18 protein-coding genes and 1 pseudogene are annotated in these 20,453 nt (G+C 70.9%); 8 read left to right on the top strand and 11 right to left on the bottom strand.

Annotated elements, in window-relative coordinates:
- The first annotated feature begins 76 nt into the window (after positions 1-76).
- The 4 genes from ACH4EB_RS09225 (at position 77) to ACH4EB_RS09210 (ending at position 3,898) form a co-directional block, all read left to right on the top strand.
- On the top strand, positions 77-670 hold the full coding sequence (locus ACH4EB_RS09225) for a low molecular weight protein-tyrosine-phosphatase (RefSeq protein ID WP_398347061.1): 594 nt from the start codon (positions 77-79) through the stop codon (positions 668-670).
- Between the two features lie 159 nt (positions 671-829).
- Positions 830-1,969, top strand: a complete 1,140-nt coding sequence (locus tag ACH4EB_RS09220) for a cystathionine gamma-lyase (protein ID WP_398346752.1) — start codon at positions 830-832, stop codon at positions 1,967-1,969.
- A gap of 340 nt (positions 1,970-2,309) precedes the next feature.
- Positions 2,310-3,206 (top strand): LysR family transcriptional regulator, encoded by an 897-nt coding sequence (locus ACH4EB_RS09215; RefSeq protein ID WP_398346751.1) that lies wholly within the window; start codon positions 2,310-2,312, stop codon positions 3,204-3,206.
- 212 nt (positions 3,207-3,418) lie between these two features.
- Positions 3,419-3,898, top strand: a complete 480-nt coding sequence (locus ACH4EB_RS09210) for an NUDIX domain-containing protein (protein ID WP_398346749.1) — start codon at positions 3,419-3,421, stop codon at positions 3,896-3,898.
- An 869-nt stretch (positions 3,899-4,767) separates the two neighbouring features.
- Here ACH4EB_RS09210 and ACH4EB_RS09205 read toward each other — a convergent pair.
- From ACH4EB_RS09205 to ACH4EB_RS09195, 3 genes and pseudogenes are all read right to left on the bottom strand, one after another.
- A pseudogene (locus tag ACH4EB_RS09205) lies at positions 4,768-5,325 on the bottom strand (pyridoxamine 5'-phosphate oxidase family protein); the annotation flags it as partial.
- Between the two features lie 198 nt (positions 5,326-5,523).
- The gene (locus ACH4EB_RS09200; RefSeq protein ID WP_398347060.1) at positions 5,524-7,056 is read right to left on the bottom strand and encodes a globin domain-containing protein; all 1,533 of its coding nucleotides are present in this window, start codon (positions 7,054-7,056) and stop codon (positions 5,524-5,526) included.
- Positions 7,057-8,402: 1,346 nt separating this feature from the next.
- Positions 8,403-9,035: an HAD family hydrolase gene (locus tag ACH4EB_RS09195; RefSeq protein WP_398346748.1), complete on the bottom strand. Its 633-nt coding sequence runs from the start codon at positions 9,033-9,035 to the stop codon at positions 8,403-8,405.
- Positions 9,036-9,169: 134 nt separating this feature from the next.
- On the opposite strand from ACH4EB_RS09195, the gene ACH4EB_RS09190 reads away from it, so the two are divergent.
- Positions 9,170-9,718, top strand: a complete 549-nt coding sequence (locus ACH4EB_RS09190) for a DUF2269 domain-containing protein (protein ID WP_398346747.1) — start codon at positions 9,170-9,172, stop codon at positions 9,716-9,718.
- On the opposite strand, the gene ACH4EB_RS09185 is transcribed toward ACH4EB_RS09190, so the two are convergent.
- Both ACH4EB_RS09185 and ACH4EB_RS09180 read right to left on the bottom strand, forming a co-directional pair.
- Complete coding sequence (locus ACH4EB_RS09185; RefSeq protein ID WP_398346746.1) at positions 9,711-10,139, bottom strand: heme-binding protein; 429 nt, start codon at positions 10,137-10,139, stop codon at positions 9,711-9,713. The two genes, ACH4EB_RS09190 and ACH4EB_RS09185, sit on opposite strands and share 8 nt — an antisense overlap.
- Positions 10,140-10,217: 78 nt before the next feature.
- Positions 10,218-11,549, bottom strand: a complete 1,332-nt coding sequence (locus ACH4EB_RS09180; protein ID WP_398346745.1) for an MFS transporter — start codon at positions 11,547-11,549, stop codon at positions 10,218-10,220.
- 510 nt (positions 11,550-12,059) lie between these two features.
- Between ACH4EB_RS09180 and ACH4EB_RS09175 the strand changes: the two genes are divergently transcribed.
- Together ACH4EB_RS09175 and ACH4EB_RS09170 are read left to right on the top strand one after the other, a co-directional pair.
- A complete protein-coding gene (locus ACH4EB_RS09175) occupies positions 12,060-12,458 on the top strand; it encodes a MarR family winged helix-turn-helix transcriptional regulator (RefSeq protein WP_398347059.1) in 399 nt (132 codons plus the stop codon).
- 24 nt (positions 12,459-12,482) lie between these two features.
- Positions 12,483-12,935 carry a GNAT family N-acetyltransferase gene (locus tag ACH4EB_RS09170; protein WP_398346744.1) on the top strand — a complete coding sequence of 151 codons (453 nt, stop codon included), beginning with the start codon at positions 12,483-12,485 and terminating at the stop codon, positions 12,933-12,935.
- A 175-nt stretch (positions 12,936-13,110) separates the two neighbouring features.
- On the opposite strand, the gene ACH4EB_RS09165 is transcribed toward ACH4EB_RS09170, so the two are convergent.
- The 3 genes from ACH4EB_RS09165 to ACH4EB_RS09155 all read right to left on the bottom strand — a co-directional run bounded on the left by ACH4EB_RS09165 (position 13,111) and on the right by ACH4EB_RS09155 (position 17,442).
- Positions 13,111-13,875, bottom strand: coding sequence for a TetR/AcrR family transcriptional regulator (locus ACH4EB_RS09165; protein ID WP_398346743.1), 765 nt, complete (start codon positions 13,873-13,875; stop codon positions 13,111-13,113).
- Between the two features lie 780 nt (positions 13,876-14,655).
- The gene (locus tag ACH4EB_RS09160; protein WP_398346742.1) at positions 14,656-15,810 is read right to left on the bottom strand and encodes a pyridoxal-phosphate-dependent aminotransferase family protein; all 1,155 of its coding nucleotides are present in this window, start codon (positions 15,808-15,810) and stop codon (positions 14,656-14,658) included.
- 171 nt (positions 15,811-15,981) lie between these two features.
- On the bottom strand, positions 15,982-17,442 hold the full coding sequence (locus tag ACH4EB_RS09155) for a serine hydrolase domain-containing protein (RefSeq protein ID WP_398346741.1): 1,461 nt from the start codon (positions 17,440-17,442) through the stop codon (positions 15,982-15,984).
- A 178-nt stretch (positions 17,443-17,620) separates the two neighbouring features.
- Here ACH4EB_RS09155 and ACH4EB_RS09150 point away from each other — a divergent pair, with 178 nt between their 5' ends.
- Positions 17,621-18,091: a MerR family transcriptional regulator gene (locus ACH4EB_RS09150; protein ID WP_398346740.1), complete on the top strand. Its 471-nt coding sequence runs from the start codon at positions 17,621-17,623 to the stop codon at positions 18,089-18,091.
- On the opposite strand, the gene ACH4EB_RS09145 is transcribed toward ACH4EB_RS09150, so the two are convergent.
- The 3 genes from ACH4EB_RS09145 to ACH4EB_RS09135 all read right to left on the bottom strand — a co-directional run bounded on the left by ACH4EB_RS09145 (position 18,074) and on the right by ACH4EB_RS09135 (position 20,354).
- Complete coding sequence (locus ACH4EB_RS09145; RefSeq protein ID WP_398346739.1) at positions 18,074-18,736, bottom strand: hypothetical protein; 663 nt, start codon at positions 18,734-18,736, stop codon at positions 18,074-18,076. The genes ACH4EB_RS09150 and ACH4EB_RS09145 overlap by 18 nt on opposite strands.
- 51 nt (positions 18,737-18,787) lie before the next feature.
- Entirely contained in the window at positions 18,788-19,885 is a 1,098-nt protein-coding gene (locus ACH4EB_RS09140; protein WP_398346738.1) for a MerR family transcriptional regulator, read from the bottom strand.
- A 70-nt stretch (positions 19,886-19,955) separates the two neighbouring features.
- Complete coding sequence (locus tag ACH4EB_RS09135; RefSeq protein ID WP_398346736.1) at positions 19,956-20,354, bottom strand: hypothetical protein; 399 nt, start codon at positions 20,352-20,354, stop codon at positions 19,956-19,958.
- Positions 20,355-20,453 lie beyond the last annotated feature (99 nt).

The following is a 20,453-nucleotide window of genomic DNA, read 5'->3' as shown; positions in this document are numbered from 1 at the left end:
GCGTCCGGCGCGCCCCCGGGCGGCCGCCCCGTACCGCGTCTGCTTCGTCTGCACCGGCAACATCTGCCGCTCCCCGATGGCCGAGGCCGTCTTCCGCGCCCGCGTCGAGGAGGCCGGCCTCGACGAGCTGGTCGCCGTCGACAGCGCCGGTACGGGCGGCTGGCACGAGGGCGACGGGGCCGATCCCCGGACCGTCGCCGTCCTCCGTGCCGCCGGCTACGAGGAGGACCACGTCGCGCGACAGTTCCAGGCCGAGTGGTTCGACGCGCTGGACCTGGTGATCGCGCTGGACAACGGCCATCTGCGCGCACTGCGACGGCTGGCGCCCACCGCGCGGGACGCGGCCAAGGTGCGGCTGCTGCGCTCGTACGACGCGGCGGTGTCGGCGGGGTCGCCCGCAAGCGCCGTACGCCTGACCGGGACGGCGCCCTCCGCCGAGGCTCCTTCGGGGGCGCGCTCCCACGATCTGGACGTCCCGGACCCGTATTACGGCGGTATGGCAGGGTTCGAGGCGTGCCTGGAGATGGTCGAGGCCGCGAGCGTTGGCCTGCTGGCAGCGGTGCGGGCTGCCCTCGATGAGGAGGGCGCCCCGACGGGAGTGCAGTCGGCCGGAGGGGCGCGGCCCGATGTTGGGGAGCGGCCCGCTGCCGGGGAGCCGTCTGTCGCCTAGCGGGGCCTCGGGGGTGGCGGGGCTCACGGTCAGGGCGTCCGCTGCCCTGAGCGATGCGGCGGGACCGCCACGGGCCGACCGGGCGCTTCATCCCCGAGCTTCCCTGAGCTTCGGGGGACTTCATCGAGTTTCACCGAGCTTCACCGAGGAGAACCCCGTATGACAGGCGACAGCACACGGGCCGTACGGGCCGGCCTCCCGGCGGCGGAGGCGTACGAGCCGTCCCTGCCCGGGCCGGTCTTCGCCGCGCACTACCACCTGCCCGGCGACGCCACCGGTCCGTACACGTACGGCCGTGAGTCCAACCCCACCTGGACCCGGCTGGAGGCGGCCATCGGCGACCTGGAGTCCCCGGACGAGCCCGCGCGGACCGTGGCCTTCGCCTCCGGGATGGCCGCCATCTCGGCCGTCCTCTTCTCCTGTCTGCGCAGTGGTGACGCGGTCGTTCTCCCGGAGGACGGCTACCAGTTGCTGCCCGCCGTGCGCGGGCGCCTGGAGAGTTACGGCATCGAGGTCCGTACGGCCCCCACCGCCGCTGACGGGCAGCTCGACGTGCTCGACGGCGCCCGGCTGCTGTGGATCGAGACGCCCTCCAACCCCGGCCTGGACGTCTGCGACATCCGGCGGCTGGCGGAGGCCGCGCACGCGCGCGGCGCCCTGGTCGCCGTCGACAACACCCTGGCCACCCCGCTCGGCCAGCGCCCCCTGGACCTCGGCGCCGACTTCTCCGTGGCCAGCGGCACCAAGGCGCTGACCGGCCACGGTGACGTACTCCTCGGTTACGTCACGACCCGCGACGCGGCGCTCGCCGACTCCGTACGGTCCTGGCGCAAGACCGTCGGCGCGATCCCCGGCCCGATGGAGGCGTGGCTGGCCCACCGGTCGCTCGCCACGCTCGCCCTGCGCGTGCGCCAGCAGTCCGCCGGAGCGCTCGCGCTCGCGTCGGCGCTGCGCGCACGGCCCGAGGTGACGGGCTTGCGGCATCCCGGGCTGCCGTCCGACCCCGCGCACGAGGTCGCCGTACGGCAGATGCGCGAGGGCCGCTTCGGCAACGTGGTCTCCTTCACGCTGCCCGGCCGCGCCCACGCGGAGCGCTTCCTGGGGGCGCTGACGCTCGTGGACGACGCCACCAGCTTCGGCGGCGTACGGTCGACCGCCGAGCGGCGCGGCCGATGGGGCGGCGACGCCGTGCCGGAAGGTTTCATCCGCTTCTCGGTCGGTGTGGAGGAGCCGGCGGACCTGATCGCGGATGTGCTGGCTGCGCTCGATGTGGCGTACGTGGCGGGGGATGGTGGCTGAGACGGAAGCGCAGGCTGAGGTGGGGAATCGACCATTCGCGCTCGACCGGACGACCGCCCCTCGGGGACAGCAGCCCGACCGATACCGGCCGACTCCGCCGGCACCGTCCGATACCGGCGACACCCGGCGATGCCCCGGTCCGTACCAATGCCGCTACGTCAGGCGGGCTGGCAGGGTATCCCCCCTCGGCACCCTGCCAGCCCCGGTTCGCATCATTTCGAACCGCGCAGACAAGGCTAGTTGACTCAGCGTCAGTGTCCAATCACGCTGACGACACAGTCCTATCGACAAATTTATAGTTGGGCGGTCACCGGCTCAGCGGGAATGGAGGGAGGTAGGGATGGACCTCGCTCTATTACGCACGTTCGTCACGGTGCACCGAGCGGGTTCCTTCACCCGCGCCGCCGCTCTGCTGGGACTCTCCCAGCCCGCCGTGACCAGCCAGATACGCAGCCTGGAGCGGCAGTTGGGACGCCCGCTCTTCCTCCGCAAGGCCCGTGGCGTCACCCCCACCACCGTCGGCGACGAGCTCGCCCACAAGGTGGCGCCCCATCTGGACGCGCTCACCGAGATCACCGAAGCCGGACTCGACGAGGAGTCCGCCATCCGCACCCTGCACCTGGCCGGTCCCCCGGAGTTCACCTCCCAGCGCGCGTTACCGGCGCTCGCACCCCTCATAGACCAGGGGCTCTGCGTACGAACCGCCTTCGGGCCCGCGGACGAACTGCTCTCCGGTCTCGCCGACGGCCACCACGACCTCGCGATCACCACCACCAGACCGCGAGGCGCCCTGCTCACCGCGACGCCGCTGTGCGACGAGGAGCACGTACTGATAGCCGCCCCACGGTGGGCGGCCCGCCTCGGCGGCCCCGCCGCCGTCCAGGTGAAGGGCGTCCGCGCGCTCGCCCCCGTACCGCTCGTCGAGGTCCACGAGAGCCTCCCGCTGATCTCCCGTTACTGGACAGCGGTCTTCGAGGCGCCGCCCGCGGCCTCCGCGGCCGTCATCGCCTCGGACTTACGGGCCGTGCTGGCGTGCGTGACGGCGGGCGCCGGGCTGGCGGTGCTGCCCCGCTACCTGTGCACGGAGGCCCTGGACAGCGGCGAGATCGTCGCCCTGCTCGACCCGCCGGTACCGCCCCTGCGTACGTACTTCCTGGTCACCCGGGCCGGGACGCTGGCCCTTCCGCACATCGCCCGCACCCATGAGTGGCTGCTGCGGGCGGCTGCGGAGTGGTGAGAGCGGAGAAGGGTGGCGAGGGGGCGAGGGGGTGGTGAGGAGCTGCGGGGGTCGGTACGGGCTGTGGGACGCCAGAAGGCCGGGAGGGCGGAGAGGGGGCCGGTGAGCGGACGGCAAGGCCCCCGGAACGCCCGCCGCACGGCCCGGGGCGCGCCTCGGCGGCCTGGTGGGACGGTGGTTTCACGGAGCCCCCGCTGCGGCATCTGTCCCGTATGACCGTACGGCCAGTCGTCAAACGCACCGCCCGCGCGATCCTGCTCGACGGTGCCGACATCGTTCTGATCAAGCGCACCAAGCCCGGCCGGGCCCCGTACTGGATCACTCCCGGCGGTGGCGTCGAGCCGGAGGACGCCACGGTCGTGGACGCCCTGCACCGCGAACTCCACGAGGAACTGGGTGCAAAGATCACCGACGTCGTCCCGGTCTTCGTGGACACCGTCGAGCACATCAGCGACGGCGGGGTGGACGGGGTGAAGGTGCAGCACTTCTTCGTCTGCCGCCTGGAGTCGATGGATCCCTCCCTGCGGCACGGGCCGGAGGTGGAGGAGCCCTGCGGAGAGTACGAGATCGTGCGGGTGCCGTTCACGCGGGTGGGGATCGCCTCGGCCGAGGTCGTGCCCCTGTCCCTGCGCCACTACCTCGACGGCAACATCGAGGGCGTACGGGCGATGCACGCGCCTGACCTCGGGTAATGCGGGGCCGGCTCGCGGTGGATCAAGACGGGCGCCCGGCAGGCCCTCCGGGGGCGTCTGTTGCGGGGGAGTAAGACGGCACGGCCGTGCCGACGTTGCCCGCGCCTCGGCCGGGAGCTGGCCGGGGCGCCGGTCGATGGGCGACGGGGAGCCGGGCGACGGGTGACGGGTGGCGGGTGACGGGTGGCGGGTGACGGGTGCGCGGATCGTCTGATTGCCGCCTCGGCTCCCGGCTCCCGGCTCCCGGCTCCCGGCCGAACACTCGCCGGCCTCTGACCGTGCGCGTCCTAGCCGAACCAGCCACGGAATACGTCCGCTTCGGGCTCGGCAGGGCCTCGCAGTCGAGCACGGGCGAGCACCCGCTCGACCTCCCGCTCCACTTGCTCCCGTACCTCCCGGACCTGCGGGGTCTGCGGGGTCTGCGGGGTCTGCGGGTGGGCCTCCTGGCGGGAGTCGAGTTCCGGGCGTGGCACGGGCGCCTGGAGCGGACCGGCTGCCGGGCGGGGGACGGACTCCAGGCGAGGGCCAGACTCCGGTCGGGGTGCGGCCTCCGGGTGGGGCTCAGGTTCTGGGTGGGAAGCGGGCTCCGGGTGGGGCTCAGGTTCCAGGTGAGGCTCAGGTGTCAGGTGAGGCTCGGGTGCCAGGAGCGGCTCAGGTGCCAGGAGGGGCACAGGTGCCGACGGAAGGGAGATCTCCGAGCGCCAGGTCGCCCCCGGCCCAGGCCCAGCAATCGCACCGGAGACGGCTTCCGGACGTGAAGTGCCGTTCCGACGCGCCCCGTCCCCCCGACCTTGGTTGCTCTCCAGACGCGCCCCATCCTCCCGGCCTTGGCTGCTCTCCCACCGCTCACCGTCTCCCTGCCGGGCGGCCGCCCCCGCCGCCGCGCCGAAGAAGTCCCCGCCCTTGCGCTTGGCGTCGTCCGTGCCCCAGGCGCGCGAGCCGCTCGCCTGCGGGGGCACCTTCTGCAGGTGCGGGATGTGCTTGGCGCAGTGGATGTACGTTTCCTCTACCGCCACCTCCACCCACAGTTGGGCCCGTCGGCCGGGTACCGGATCGACGGGCAGGTACGGGTGCCGCGCCCGCATCTCGTCATCCATGACGACCCGCGCCCGCCCGTTGACGTGCAGCCCGATGCGGTCACGCGTGAAGTCGATCATCAGGATGCCGAGGTGCGGGTTCTCGGAGAGGTTCCCGACGGACGCCATGACGCCGTTGCCGCGGTATTCCGGGTATGCGAGCGTGCGCTCGTCCAGGACCTGGAGGAACCCGGGCGGTCCGGCCCGGAACGTGGAGTCGCACTCGCCGTGCCGGTCGGCCGTCGCCAGGAAGAACATCTCCTGGCGTCCCACGAACTCCCGCATCCGCTCGTTGAGATGGTCGAGCACCTGATCGTCGTAGAACCGGTCGGCGCGGCCGGTCGTACCCATCCGCTGCTGCACCAGGTGCTCGCCATCGCTGCCCGGCCGCGCGTCTCGCACGCTCGTGCCAGGTCGGCCGCCAGGGTCCTCGCCCGGTCCCGCCAGTCCGTACGCGTCCGGAATTCCGGCCGTGCCGGGCTCGCCGAATGCCGTCAAACCGTCCCCACTGTGTGCCGCCACGCCGTGATCACCATGTGTCGTCAATGCTCAAGCTCCCGCCGCGACCAGCTCTTCCAGGGAGTCGTGCCGTATGCGATCGGAGGGGATACCGACCCCCATCAATGCGTCCACGCCGTTCCGTATCATTCCGGGCGGCCCGGACAAGTAGGCGTCATATTCCCTCCACGGCCCGTACTGACGCACGGCGTCGGGGAGTTGACCGCTGAGGCTGTTGGCCGGCCCGCCGGGGCGTCCGGTGGCCACGACCGGACGCACGGACAGCCAGGGGTGGCTCTGTTCCAGCCGCAGCATGGTGTCGAGGTCGTAGAGGTCGTGGCCGCTGCGGGCGCCGTAGAAGACCTCCATCGGACGTCGGTGGCCACGCTCGGCGACGTCCTCGACCAGGGCCTTGATCGGCGCGATGCCCGTGCCGCCGCCCAGACACAACAGGCCGTTGTCAGTGGTGTGGTCTACGGTCATGGAACCGGATGGGGGACCGAGCCGGACGACATCGCCGGGGCGGGCGCGATGGACCATGGCGTTGGACACCCAGCCGGCCGGTACGGCTTTCACGTGAAAGGAGAGCAAGCCGTCGGAGCGGGGCGCCGCGGCGAAGGAGTAGTGCCGCCATATGCGCGGCCACCAAGGGGTTTCCACACTGGCGTACTGACCGGCCAGAAAGGGGTAGGGCTGGTCGGGCCGGACGGTGACGACAGCGATGTCGGGCGTACGCAGCTCGTGGGAGACGACCTCGGCCTGCCACCAGGCGGGGGCCACCGCCTCGTTCTCGGCGGCAGCGTCGATCATGAGCTGCGAAATGGTGGTGTATGCCCGCGCCCAAGCGGCCTCGGCCTCCGGGCTCCAGGTGCCGGGAGCGTGCCGGGCGAGCGCGCTCAGCAGGCATTCGCCGACGGCCGGGTAGTGCTCGGGCAGCGTGCCGTACTTACGGTGCCCACGCCCGAGGTGGGAGAGGTACTCGGTGATGTAGTCCGTGTCGTCGACGTTCTCGACGGAGGTGAGCAACGCCTTGAACAGCCGGTCGCGTTGGACGTCCATCGCGGCGGGAAAGAGCGCCCGCAGATCGGGATGGCGCACGAAGAGCAACGCGTAGAAGTACGAGGTGGCCTTGTCCGCCACGGGCTCGATCTCACCCAGCGTCCGCCGAATGAGCATCGCGTCGGCGGAGCCGCCGGGGGCCGGGTGGGCATCGGTGACCGGGCGGGAGGCGGTGGACGGGCCAGGGGCTGCGGACGGAGGAGCGTCGTCGGTGGACGGAGGGGTGCCAGTGATCGAACGAGCGTCGTTGACCGGATGAGTTCCAGCGTCCGGACGAACGTCAGTGGCCGGACCAGCGCCAGTGGCCGAGAGGCGGCCGGCGGGTGGGCGGGCGTCGGTGGACGGGCGGGCGTCGGTGGACGGGCGGGCGTCGACAGCCGGATGAGCTCCGGCATCCGGACGAGCGTCGGTGACCGAGCGAGCGTCGACGGGCGGACGAGCGCCAGTGGCCGAGCGAGGGCCGGCGCCCGGGCGAGCATCGGTGTACGGGCGGATGTCGGGGTCCGGACGAGCGTCGGTGTGCAGGCGGGCGTCGGCGGGCGCGGCACTTGCCTGGCCTGCTGACGCGGTTACCTCATCAAGCGTCGATGCCGTCGTGCCCGGAGCGGAGTCGGGGTCGGAGGTGGAGGCGGAGGTGGTGGGCGGGTGGGTAGGGGGGAAAGGGGAAAGGGAACCGGCCCCGGCCGCCGTCAAAGGCCCGCCCCACGCGCCCTCGCCCGCCACAGCCTCGGCACCATGCTCTTCGGGTGCCCGTTCGCGCTCCGCCGCCGTACCCACGGGTCGTATCGAGCTGACCGGCCGGCTGGGTATCTGACCTCGGCCGTACCCGTCGCTCCACGCGCCAGGCCCGCCGCCCCGCACACGGCCGTCTTGCGCGTGGGTGTCCCACGCGTGGCTGCTGTCCCACGCGTGGTTGTTCTGCGGGGAGGGGCCTTGTGCGTGGAGGCCCCGTGCGTGCGGGTCTTGCGCGGGGGAGTCCTGCGCGTGGGAACCCTGCGAGGCCCACCCACCGTGGCCTTCGGTTCCGGCGCGGGCGTCGAATCCGTCACGGGCATCACCTTCAGCCCGGGCACCAGCCTCAGTACGAGCCCCAGCCGCATCCACAACCTCAGCGGGCGCCCCGACCTCAGTACGATCCTCGACCCCGGCATGAGTCCCAGCCCCGGCCCCGGCCCCGGTATGCTCCACCGCTTCGGCGCGCCCTTCGGGTTCGTCACGGCCGACGGCCGCGTCGCCGCCCTCACCATCGTGATCATTCCGGTCGTCCACGGGCCCAGGATGATCTTCGGAGATCTTCTTCGACGGAGTGAACCATCCCCAATCGCCACTGCTGCCGCCAGAAGAGCCGTTATCGGCTGTCGTGGTGGTCGGAGCGTCCATGGTCTGCCTCGCCTCGAACGTCTTTCGATCGTCTTCGCACTTCCGCAGTTCGGAATGTGCCCGCAATTCCCCCGCATCGCTTCGGAATACTTAATCGATCAGAGCAGTCCCGGCAACACCCTCCATAGCGGACACACTTCACGTTCGTCCGGCACCGCGCGGACTCCACTCTTCCGGCCTTCCGGCACCACGCGGACTCCTTCACCGCAGCGTGCCATGCGGGCCCCGCACGCCGGACAAACACCCGAAATCCCGGGCGCCGCGGACCGCTTTGCCACTAGGCTTGCGCGCTTCACGTACCGCCCCGCCGCACGGTTGCGGGCTGCCGGAAGCACTCGTACCGCTCGACCGGACTAGACCATACCTGCAGTATTTGAATCCACAACCCCCGTACGGAGAACACTTCCTTCGAGTTCCCCGCTTTCCGTGATCCTTCCCATAGAACACGGTTCATCGGGCATGAAGTGGCAAACGGCACAGGCAGCCGGGAATTACCCGTCGACCCGCACGAGTTCGTACGCCTCACGCAGGTCACGGCCGTCGTACGCGTATGAGGCCAGGCCACTGACATGGTGGTCCGCATTCACCGCCACGGAGGCGGGAACGGCCGCGAACAGGGCGGTGTCGGACATGGAATCGCCGTACGCCACACAGTCGGACCGGCTCAGTCCGAACTCGGCGCACAGTTCATCCATAATCCTCACCTTCGCAGACGCGGAAAGTATGCCGTCCGGTTCCACCGGTTCCCGAAAAGGCAGCGCGGGCCAGCGTGAGCCGTACGCGGCGTCCGCTCCCCAGCCCGTCAGCCGCTCCACGAAGAAGCCCGGCGACAGGGAGATCACCGCGCACCGCTCCCCCCGCCCCCGGATGTCGGCCCACACCTCCCGGATGCCGGCCAGCCACGGAGCGCCTTCGAAGGCCGCCGTCACGATTTCCTCGGTCAGCTCGGCCCACAGTTCGCACGCCAGCTCCGCGAAGCGCGGCGGCGTCAGCTCGCCGGCGATGAAGGCCCGCTCCAGCTCGGCGATCTCCCGGTCCAGTCCGAGCTGCCGGGATATTTCGACGGCGGCCGCCGAGCCGTAGAGCAGCGTTCCGTCCATATCGAATAGGTGTAGCTTCCCCATACCGCGAGCGTAGGCCGCGCTTCCCGTACCGGGCATCTCGCCCCTGGGGGCCGGGCCACTACTCACCCGCGCGTACGCCCGGATACTCCCGCCGTCAGACGCCCCGCCGCCCACCGGGCGCGACCGTGGAGCACATGAAACAGCTCAGCCGGCCCGCGCGCCGCGCTCTCCTCGTCGTCCACGTCGCGGTCTCCGTCGGCTGGCTCGGACTCACGCTCGGCCTGCTCACGCTCAGCGTCGTCGGATACACCTCGAAGTCGCTGGACACCACCGTGGCCGCCTACCGTGCCATGAAGATCTTCAGCGACTGGTTGATCCTCCCGGTGGCCCTGTCGGCGCTGGTCAGCGGGCTGGTGCTGTCCTTCGGTACGCCTTGGGGGCTGGCCCGCCACCATTGGGTCGTCGTCAAGTTCTGGCTGACGTTGGCGACCGTACTGCTGACGGCCTTCTCCTTGCGCCCGGGCATCGACCGGCTCGCCGCCGACGCCGTGGCCGGCACCCCGGACACCGGGCTGAGCATGGTGTCCGCGCCCTCCGTGGCGACGGCCACGTACCTCTTCGTCACCGCCGTCTCCGTACTGAAGCCCTGGGGACCCACCCGACGCGGCGGCCGACTGCGCGCTGCGCAGTCGGCCGAGGTCCGCGAACGGGCACGTAAGCACCCCAGCGGTGTCGTCAGTTGAGGCCCGCGGCCTCGATGGCGGTACGGGCAATGCGGTCGTCCTGCTCCGGCGCACCGCCGCCGACGCCGATCGCGCCGATCAGGCGGCCGTCCCGGTGGACCGGCACGCCGCCCGCGATGAACAGCAGCGGGCGGTCGAGCGCGGTGGGCAGGGTGTGGAACAGGCCGTCGGGCCGTACGGCGTCGACGAGATCGGCGGTCGGGGTGTCCAACTGCAACGCGGTGTACGCCTTGCGCGTGCTGGTCTCGCCCGAGATCAGCACGGCGGTGTCGTCGCGCCGGAAGCCGAGCAGATGACCGCCCGCGTCCAGCACGCTGACACTGCCCTGAACCCCGAGGTCAGCGGCGGCAGCTCGAGCGGCCTCCAGCAGGGCGTCCGCGTCGCGGGTGGTGAGGGGGCGGTCGGTGGGGGTGGTGCTCATGAGTGGTACTCCTGTGGTGCGTGTTGCTTGGGTATGAACTCGGGACGGGGCATAGGTGCGTACGTATGGGGCGCGCTCTCAGGCGCGTACGTCCGCCGGGACCACCGTCTCGGCGCTATCGCCGCCGCCACCGGGCCCTGAAGCGACGATCCGACCGCTCTGAACGCCCAGGCCGCTCCGGCCTTTCGGACCGTCGGCCAAACCACTCCGGTCTCTCTGAGCGCTCTGGGCTTTCTGGCCGCTCCGGCCACCCGTACCGCCTCGATCGCTCCTGCGCTCCAGCACCCCCGCGGCGACCGCGACACCCAGCGCCAGGACGGTCATCCCTACGCCGACCCAGTTCGGCGCGGTCAGACCGAGCCCCGCCGTGATGACGATCCCGCCGAGCCAGGAGGCGAGTGCGTTGCCGAAGTTGAAGGCCGCGATGTTGCCGACCGAGGCGAGAGTGGGCGCGGCCGCCGCCTGGTCCATGATCCGCTTCTGCAACGGCGGTACGGTCGCGAACCCGAAGGCCCCGATGAGCGCGATGGTGACGGTCGCGGCGGCCTTGTCGTGCGCGGCGACGCTGAACGCGGCCAGCGAGAGCGCGAGCCCGACCAGTGACACGTACAGCATCGGCATCATGTGGCGGTCGGTGAACCGCCCCGAGATCAGGTTGCCGCCCACCATGCCCAGGCCGAAGACGGCCGTGAGCCAGACGACGGACGACGGTGCGAAACCGGCCACCTCGGTCATCATCGAGGCGAGGTAGGTGACGGCCGCGAAAACGCCGCCGAAGCCGAGGACCGTCATCAGCATCGCCAGCCCGACCTGCGGGTTACGGAAGGCCGCGATCTCCTGGCCCATCGGGGAGGCCGCCTTGACGGGCTGCGCCGGGATCAGTTTGGCGACACCGAGGAAGCCGAGGACGCCCAGGAACGCGATGGCGACGAAGGTGGCACGCCAGTTGATCTGTTGAGCGAGCAGCGTTCCGAACGGTACGCCCACGACGTTGGCGACGGTCAGTCCGGCGAACATCATCGAGAGGGCGCCGGCCCGCTTCTGCGGCGCGACGAGGTCGGCGGCGACCAGCGAGCCGATGCCGAAGAACGCGCCGTGCGCAAAGGACGAAACGATGCGCCCGGCCAGCATCACCGCGAACACCGGCGCCACGGCGGTGAGCAGGTTGCCCACCACGAACAGTCCCATCAGCAGCATCAGCATCTGCTTACGGGTCATCCGGGTGCCGAGGGCGGTCGTCAGCGGAGCGCCGACGACGACTCCGAGCGCGTACAGGGTGGTCGCGTACCCGGCCAGGGGGATGGAGACGCCGAAGCCCGCGGCCACGTCGGGCAGCAGCCCCATCACCGCGAACTCGGTCATCCCGATCCCGAAGGCGCCGATGGTCAGCGCCAGGAGAGCGAGCGGCATGAGGGATCCCTTCGAAAACGATTGCATTCAGCTTTAGCCAGCGTCGACAATAATTGCAGACGCTGGTTACTTGCAAGCGCGGGCTATTTCGCTGGTGTCCTATCCTGGGTCGTACGACCTGTAAGGAGGTCCTCGATGACGCAGCAGACCCGGCAGGCGCCGCGGCAGGACCAGCGACGGACGCGGCAGAACGGCCGCCGCCCGGAACCGGCAGCCGACGGGCGCGCGGAGGTGCATACGGGCACGGCTTCGGGTACGGAGACGGCCCCGACCGGCCGTCGGGGTCGGGCCGCGGCGACGGGCTCGTCCGGGCATGCGGACACAGCCACGGGCTCGGCCGCAGGTACGGGCTCGGCCGCAGATACGGGTAGAGGTACGGGTACGGGCTCATCGGCGAATACGGGCTCAGCCGCGAACGCGACGGCCCCCGGGCACGGCTGCCCAACCGGTTCCGACTCCGGCCCCGGTTCCGCTCCGGCCCTCGCCCAGGGCTGGTGCGCCCTCTCCGCCCTGCACGGCCGCATCGAGTCGCACATCGAGCGCGCGTTGCAGGCGCGGCACGACCTGAGTGTCCGGGAGTTCTCCGTCCTGAGCGTGCTCAGCGAGCAGCACGACGGTCCGGGCGGTCACCTGCGGATGCACCAGGTCGCGGACTCGGTCGTGCTCAGCCAGAGCGCCACCACCCGCCTGGTCACCCGCCTCGAAGAGCGCCGGCTGCTCTCCCGGTACCTGTGCCCCGACGACCGGCGCGGCATCTACACCAACGTCACCGACGAGGGCCGTCAGCTACTCGAAGAGGCCCGGCCGACGCACGACGCGGCACTGCGCGAAGCACTCCAGGATGCCGCAAAGCGTCCCGAACTGGCCCCTCTGGTAACCGCGGTGGAAACCCTCGCGCCGCCTGCCTGAGCAGGGGTGCGTAGGGTCCCGCCCATGAGCGACATCGAGATCCGTCCCGCGACCGAGGACGACCTTCCCGCCATCGTCGTGATGCTGGCCGACGACGCACTGGGCGCCACCCGCGAGACCCCGGACGACCTGACCCCGTACCGCACGGCGTACGAACTGCTGGCCGCCGACCCCAACCAGCACCTGGTCGTCGCCGTACGCGGCGAGCGACCGGTGGGAACGCTCCAACTCACCGTGATTCCCGGGCTCTCGCGGCGCGGCAGCAGCCGTTCCGTCATCGAGGCGGTACGCGTCCACTCGGACGAGCGGGGCAACGGCCTGGGGACCCGGCTGATCGAATGGGCGATCACCGAATCCCGCACCCTCGGCTGCCGACTCGTCCAGCTCACCTCGGACGCGACGCGCGTCGACGCCCACCGCTTCTACGAGCACCTCGGCTTCGAGGCTTCCCACCTGGGCTTCAAGCTCCACCTCTGACCCGGCGCCGCCCCGCCCACGGCACCCTCACACCCGCCCCGTCCGTCCCAGGGCGCCCGCGAAACCACCTTCAGGGCGTCCGGGACATCCGGGCCCGCGCGGCGTCGCCATCACGCCCGGCGCCACAGCCGAACCAGACAACGCGAAGCAGCACGCAGTACTACGGAGCGTCCCTTCAGCCGCTTCCCACACTCCGACCACGCATATGCGCCGCCCGGGCCCTGTCCCGGTACGCCCTCTGACGGCAGGCCCCGCCACAGAACCGCGCCGGCCGCCCCGTACGTGCGGGCGGAACAGGCTCCTCGCATACCTCGCACCGGGTTTCGTTACGCTCTCGCCCTCGATGCGGCAGTTTCGTTACGCCTCCACCGCCCCGCAGCCCGTCGCACCACAACGTCGTCATGCGCCCCTGCGGCGCCCCCGAGGACGACCGTCGCTGCTCCATCGAGAGGCACCCGACCAACAGCGCCAGGACATCATCGATGTCGACGTCCCTCCTTACACCGCCTGCCTCTTGAGCCCTTTTGAGCAGCGCACCCAGGGCCTCGGCGAAGTCCCGCTCGACCTGCGGTGAGGGCTCGTACCCGCCCTCACCGGCCGCTTCCAGCGCATCGCACAACGCCTTGTTACGTGACGCCAGCCGCACCACCGACGCGAGGAAGCGGAAGAAGACGGCGACGGGATCCGTAGCGTCGACCAAGTCCCGTGCGGTGTCCGTGAAAAGGCGCACCCGGTCGGCGACCGTGGCCCTGAACAGCGCATCTTTGGAAGGGAAATGACGGTAGACGGTCCCCGTACCCACTCCGGCGCGCCGCGCGATCTCTCCCAGCGGGACCCCTAGCCCCTGCTCTTCAAAGGCAGTTCGGGCTGCCCGCAACACCAGCTCCCTGTTGCGGCGCGCATCGGCACGCGCCGGCGCTGCCTTCTCGCTCGCCGCCATCGAGCCTCCTGAGAACCGTTGACTTCCGGGCCGAGCGTCCGCGCTCAACCGGGTCGCATATTCCGATTCTACGGGAGCCTCAAATCATGATCCCCCACGCCGCGCTATCGCGGTGCCCTGAGAGCGATGGGGCGGCAAGGCGATGGGGTGGCCCACCGGCGCGGCGGGCCGCTGGTGCGGTGACGCGGCGGTCGGTGCCCCGCCGATGCGGTGGCCTGCCACTGCGCCGCCTCCTGGCGGACGACTGGTCGGTACGGGCCCCACCCGCGACCCGACGACCCCGGCAGCCCGTTCTCTGGCGACTCCGGAAGCAGACGTACGCGCCACGGACGTGGCCGCCGACCCGGTCTCGTCGGCCACCGCCACCGGGGGGGGCACCCGGGGCCACCACCCTCCAGCCTGTCTCCGACTGCCCCGACCTGCCACCGGAGTACGCCTGAAAGGGGGGCCGCTACGAACACAACGCCCATACGTCCGCCATCCGCCTCAACTGCGCCTGCAAATAAGGGCGTTAAAGGCCGAGCACGCCACGAATAACGCATCCTCGACGCATGGCTGCACCGCCGCGCCGCCATACAAGCCGCGCGCCTCCACCCCAACAACCAGCAATCAGCAATCAGCAATCAGCAATCAGCAATCAGCAACCAGCCCAACAACCAGCGCAGCCTGTTTCACGTGAAACAGAGCCCGCCAACAAAAAATTGGGGGTGTCGTTTCACGTGAAACGACACCCCCACCACCCCGCAGCACCACCGCCGCGAAGCGAACGCGCTGAACGCCTCAGCCCGCGATGACCTCATCCCATGCCGAACCCGCCGCCGCAGCCGCCCCGTCACCGTCCACCGTGACGCCGAGCACCCGCAGGCCGGCCGCCAGCGCCGCGAGCGAGGCCAGCACCACGCCGCGCTCCGCCGCCTGACCGTAGTGGTTCACCCGGACCATCTCCTTGGCGAGTGCTCCTGCCGCGGCCTGCACGGGCACCATGACTGTGCCGTCCGCCGCGTCCAGCGCAGCCGCGACGATCTCGCGGGCGTCCATGTCCGCGGGCACACGTAGTGTCGTGGCCGCCGGGGCCGCGTCCTCGTCCCGCAGCACGTACGGGGACAGGGCGCCGAGCGCACGCACACCAGCCCGTACCGCCGCGGCAGCCGCGCGGTGCCGGGTGATGACGGCGTTCAGGCCCTCCGCGTCGACACGGTCCACGGCCTGCTCCAGGGCCAGCATCTCCAGTTGCGCCGGAGCGTGCGGAAGCGCGGTACGACCACCGTCGATCCAGCGCTCCTTCCAGTCCAGCAGCGAGAGGTAGGAACGGCGGGGAGCCTGCTCGTTGGCCGCGATGCGCTCCCAGGCCCGGGCGCTCACCGAGACGGCCGAGACACCGGCCGGCCCTGCCAGCGCCTTCTGCCCGCCGATCACACACAGGTCGACGCCCCACTCGTCGGTGAGCAGCGGTTCGGCGCCCACCGAGGCCACGGCGTCCAGCATCAGCAGCGCACCGTGCTCCCGCACAATGGCGCCGATCTCGGCGACCGGATTGGTGTTGCCGGTCGCCGCCTCGGCATGCACCAGACTCACGAAGTCGATGGCGGGGTGGTCCCGCAGCGCCTCCGCCACCTGTTCAGGTCGCACGGCCCCGGTGAACGGCGCGCTGATCGTCACGACCTCGGCATCACAGGACCGCAGCCAGCCGCCGAAGGTCTCGCCGTATGGTCCGGTCACGATGTTGAGCGCCGTGCTGCCGGGCCCCACGGCGGAGCGGATGCACGCTTCCAGCGGCAGCAGCGCCTCGCCCTGGGTAGCCACCACATCGGCCTGGGTCCGCATCAGCGCCGCGACCTTGTCCTCGATCCGCGCGAAGTGTCCGGCGGTGAGCGGCGGCAGGTCGAGCAGGTCCGGGGCGTCGGAGGTCGTGTTCACGGCGGTCGCGTCAGTCACGGTGGCCTTCCAGCGGTAGCGGGCCGCGGTGCGGCGGCTCCTGATATCTGGCTCGACTGTACGTCCGGGGCCGTCACCCCTGCCGTACGGGCTCGGTCACCCGCGCCGCGCCATGCCCACCACGTCGGCCCGCCGTGGCAGGAGTCCGCCGGCCCCGGCCCGGCGTCCCCGTCAGCGGCCGCGCCAGCCCTCCGCGTCGACCCCGCCCGGCACCGGCCCAGCGGGCTCGTACGGGCCCCGGGTGAAGACGAAGGTGCCCACGTCCAAGTGACTGACCGCGCCGTCCTCGGTACGGACGACGCGCAGCCTCTCACCGGAGAAGTAACCGTCCAGCCCGGTCCAGGTGCCGTCAGCTTCCGCACGGAACCGCGAGGCGCGGCCCCCTGGGCCCGACAGAAGCGAGATCTCCAGCCCCCGGTCGGCACCCAACCGCAGCACATACGGGTGTGCGCCCCAGTACCACGGCCCCGTGAGGGCCAGCAGATCCTCGTCCAACGGCCCGGCCATCGGGCGCCATGGCTCGGGAATCCGCGGCTCCCGGTCCGCGACGATGCCGGCCAGTTCGGCGGCGATGGTGCTGATGGCCGGCCCCGACGTGCAGTTCGCCAGAGCGATACCGGCGACGTCCTCGGCCACGTCGACCCACAGGGACGCCACGAAGCCGGGCATGGATCCGGTGTGGCCGAACAGCAGGCGTCCGCGCCGCCGCAGGAGCTGGAGGCCGAGTCCGAAGCCGTCGGCCCACACCGCGCCCTCGGGAGGCACGGCCGGAGCCCGCATTTCGGCAAGGGTGGCAGCGCTGAGCACACGGTCGTCACCACGGGCCAGGAACGCCGCCCAACGTCCCAGGTCCTCAGCCGTGGACCAGAGCTGCCCGGCCGGACTCATCAGGCCGGTGTCCTGGGCGGGCTCCGGCAGCAGTACGTCCGCCCAGGGGTGCACCGCCCAGCCGTCGGTGTGCGGGGCCTGCGGCTGGAGCGTTGTACGGCTCATACCCAACGGCTCCAGCACCTCCCGGCGCAGCACATCGCCCCAGGGCGTCCCACCGCGCAGGCGCTCGACCAGGGTGCCCAGCAGGGCGTATCCCGGGTTGGAGTAGTGGAACCGCCGCCCGGCGGGCAGGCGACGCGGTTCCTCGTCGAAAAGGTCTCCGGGCTCCTGCCGCAGCGTTCCGGGCGTCCGCTCCCACCAGGGCCCGCGAGCTTCGGCCGACAGCCCGGAACTGTGCGAGAGGAGCTGGGCGACCGTCGCGTCCGGAGCCGCGCTGCCCGGTACGTGCTTACCGAGCGGGTCGTCCAGTGTGAGCAGCCCTTCGTCCCGTAGCCGCAGGACCAGTACCGCGACGAACGTCTTGGTGATCGACCCGATCCGGTACTGAACGTCCACACCGCCCGCTGCGCCGACGTCGGCGCCCCGGCGGGACCCGGCCCATGCCACCTGCCCACCCCGTACGACCGCCCCCGTCAGCGAGGGCGCACGCCCCTCGGCCTGGCCGATCGCCAGCCGACGCCACAGCGCCCGCCTCGTCTCCGGCAACAGCGCACCGAACCGCTCCGCGCCGTGCTCACCCGAGTCGCTCAGCTCCTGGTACGAGTCCAACCCCTGTGATGGGTAGGGCGATTCCGCACTCATGGCACTCCTCGACGGCTCATCAACCAGGCTTCGGACAAGAATGAACCACCTGTCCCATCACCCGCACCACCGAGTTGGCCCGCGCCTCTGCCCGAACCCGTGTACGTGACGTCGACGTCAACGGCTACGGTCGTCCTGGCGCCCGGAACCGCACCGACCGGGCCGGACGGGGGCACACATGCGGATCGGAGAACTGGCCGAGCGAGCCGGTACCACCACGCGCACCCTGCGGTACTACGAGGCGCGCGGGCTGCTCCATGCCGAACGCACGGCCAACGGCCACCGCGTCTACGGCGAAGCGGACCTGCGCCTGCTCCAGCAGATCCAGGTGCTGCAGCGCTTCGGCTTCGAGCTGGAGGAGACTCGGCCCTTCGTGGAATGCCTGCGGGCCGGCCACCCCGCAGGCGACGCCTGCCCCGCCTCGCTCCAGGTCTACCGGCGCAAGCTGGCCGAGTTGGACGCCTGTATCGCCCAGCTCCAGGAGGTACGGGAGCAGGTGGGCGGCCACCTGGCCCGCGCCGAGGAGGCCTTGAGCGAACTGGCGAGCACGACCGCACACCCCGGCGGACTCCACCCGCGCTGCGAACTCGCCCAATCCGACACCTCGGGCCCTCCAGTCCTCCCTCCGGGCTCAGCCATCCACCGGTGAGCGAACCTTCCCACCCAGCTTCGCAATGGCTTTCCCGAGCAGCTTCTGCTCCTCCGCCGGCAGCCATCGCGCCGCATGGACCATGTGCAGCGCCGAACGAAGCCGCTCACGGTCCTGCTCGGCACCAAGGTTTCCCAGGTACGCGGGCAGGATCAGCCCCAGCGCCTTGAGGTCCTTCCGCGCGCAGAGCCTGGCCAGCAGATCGGCCAGCAGTCCACCCGCGGCGCCGACGGCATTCCGGTCATGCGGCGCTTCATCCACCACCGCGGCGTCAACCGATGCCCGCAGCCCCTCCGCAATCGCGAACCGAACCCACATCCCGTAGTCGCCGTCGGGCGCGTCCCTCATCCGCTCGGCAGCACGCTGAAAGTACCCGTACGCCACGGTCGTCTCGCCCAGCTCTCGATGAGCGCGCGCCATGTTCGCGTACAGGGACGCGTAGAACCCGCTGACGCGTTCGTCACCCACCCGGTCCGCCCGGTCCAGGCACTCCTGATTCCACCGGAGTGTGTCCTCCGGCGTGTCCTGGTGCCGGGCCACGTAGTGAGCGGCGACGCACGCCTCGTAATCGTCGTCCGCGTCCTCCCACGCCCGCAGAAACAACCGCCGCGCTTCGTTGTCCTCACCCAGCGCCTCGGCCTCCATACCTCGCGCACACAGCCGCACCACGTGATTCCCCGCGTCCACCGTTCCCCCTCAGTCCGTTTCACGTGAAACAAGCTCCTGCACCGGCATGACCAAGGTGGTGAAGCTGCCTTGGTCGGCGGAGCGCACGACCACCGGCTCAATCCCGGAAGCAATCTCCAGCAGCGCATCGGGCCCTACACCCGCGTCCAGAGCAGGGACGAGCACCGCCGGATCGAAGGCGATACGCAACGACGGCCCCGTACAGACCGCACTCACCACGACAGGACTGACCCCACCCCCGCTCACAACCGCCTCCTGAGCACCCACCCGGATTGTGAGGACGGCCCCTTTCTCCCGCTCGGCGACGGCCGCACGGAGCACCGCCCGGTCCGCGATGATCCGGTGCCGGACGTCCCCCACCCCCTCCAGCACCATCCGATAATCGGGAAACTCCTCTGCACGCCCCACAAGTGTGCGGCGCTCCCCGCCCTCCCCGATCAGACACCCGTCGTCACCGTTCACCTCGACATCGACCTGCTGCTGCCGCAGCGTCCACACCGCCAGGTCTGCCAGATCTCCCGCCTCGACGAACACCCGGCACGGACCACCGCCCGTCGTCCTCGCCCTCAGCACCCGGACCGCCAGCCGGTACCGGTCCGTGGCGGCCAACCGCACCTCGCCGTCACCCAGCTCGATCAGTACGCGGCCAAGGGCCGGGAACCTCGCCCGCGTCTCGGCGTCCGCGACCGCAGATCCCACCTGCCGTACGGCGCTGGCCAGCTCGGCACCCCCGACCCCGGCCCACCCGTGGGGCTGCGGTGGGGCCTCCGCCGGAAACCCCCGCAGCATTTCCTCGATCAGCACCCGCGCGGCATCCGCTGTCTGCCGCGTCCGCTCCAGGTGCGTGCGGAGCACCGTACGCGCTTCCGTCTCGCGCCCATCGAGTACGGCCCTGGCGTCCACCAGCGGCAGCCCCGCCTCCCGCAACCTGCGGAGCAGCACAGCCCGGCTCTCCTGCCCCACCCCGTAAAACCGGTAGCCACTCACCGGATCGACCTTGGCGGGACGCAACACCCCACAGTCGTCGTAGAAGCGCAACGCGCTCGGAGCCAGACCCACCAGCCGGCCGAACGCCCCGATGCCCAGCAAATCCTCGCTCTCGCCCATGACCGCGATTGTGGGGCTTCCAGCAACCTGAAGGTCAAAGCCGGGCCCGATCAGCACTGCGCCCCATCATCTACGCCGGCGTCCGACCCAGCGCATGCCAGACCCGGCCACGCAACAGTTCGTACTCCGCTCCACGACGTGGCGGCCGGCCCACGGGCCGCTGAACGGCTCGGCCGCCGGACACCACCTGGCCGCGTCGGAACTGCTCCTGCGTGAGGTCGATCTCGATGCCGCTGGGCAGGCGGTTCCACCAGTGATACCCATGCTGCTCACCGTCGAGATACACCTCACCGACCATGAGTTCGCCACCGAAGAAGTCGTGCACAACGAGAGCGGTGATGTCGCATTGGCCCCAGGCGGGATTGCCGGCACTCCAGGGGTCACGGGCGAGGTCATCAGCCGAACACGTATCCGCAGTCCAGCCCGAGCGAACAGCATGCGTGATGTCGGCAAGCGTCCAAGGAGTCATGCAGCGCATCTTCACAGCAACCACTGACAACGCGGCCGCCAGTTACAAGTCCGCTTTCGCGAGAGCGAGTTCGCCTCGCCGACCGCCGTCGAGCTGTCG

The organism is Streptomyces sp. NPDC018045, from assembly GCF_044327445.1.
Classification (GTDB): domain Bacteria; phylum Actinomycetota; class Actinomycetes; order Streptomycetales; family Streptomycetaceae; genus Streptomyces.
The sequence above is the reverse complement of the archived record's forward strand: the minus strand, read 5'-3'. Positions and strand labels throughout refer to the sequence as shown.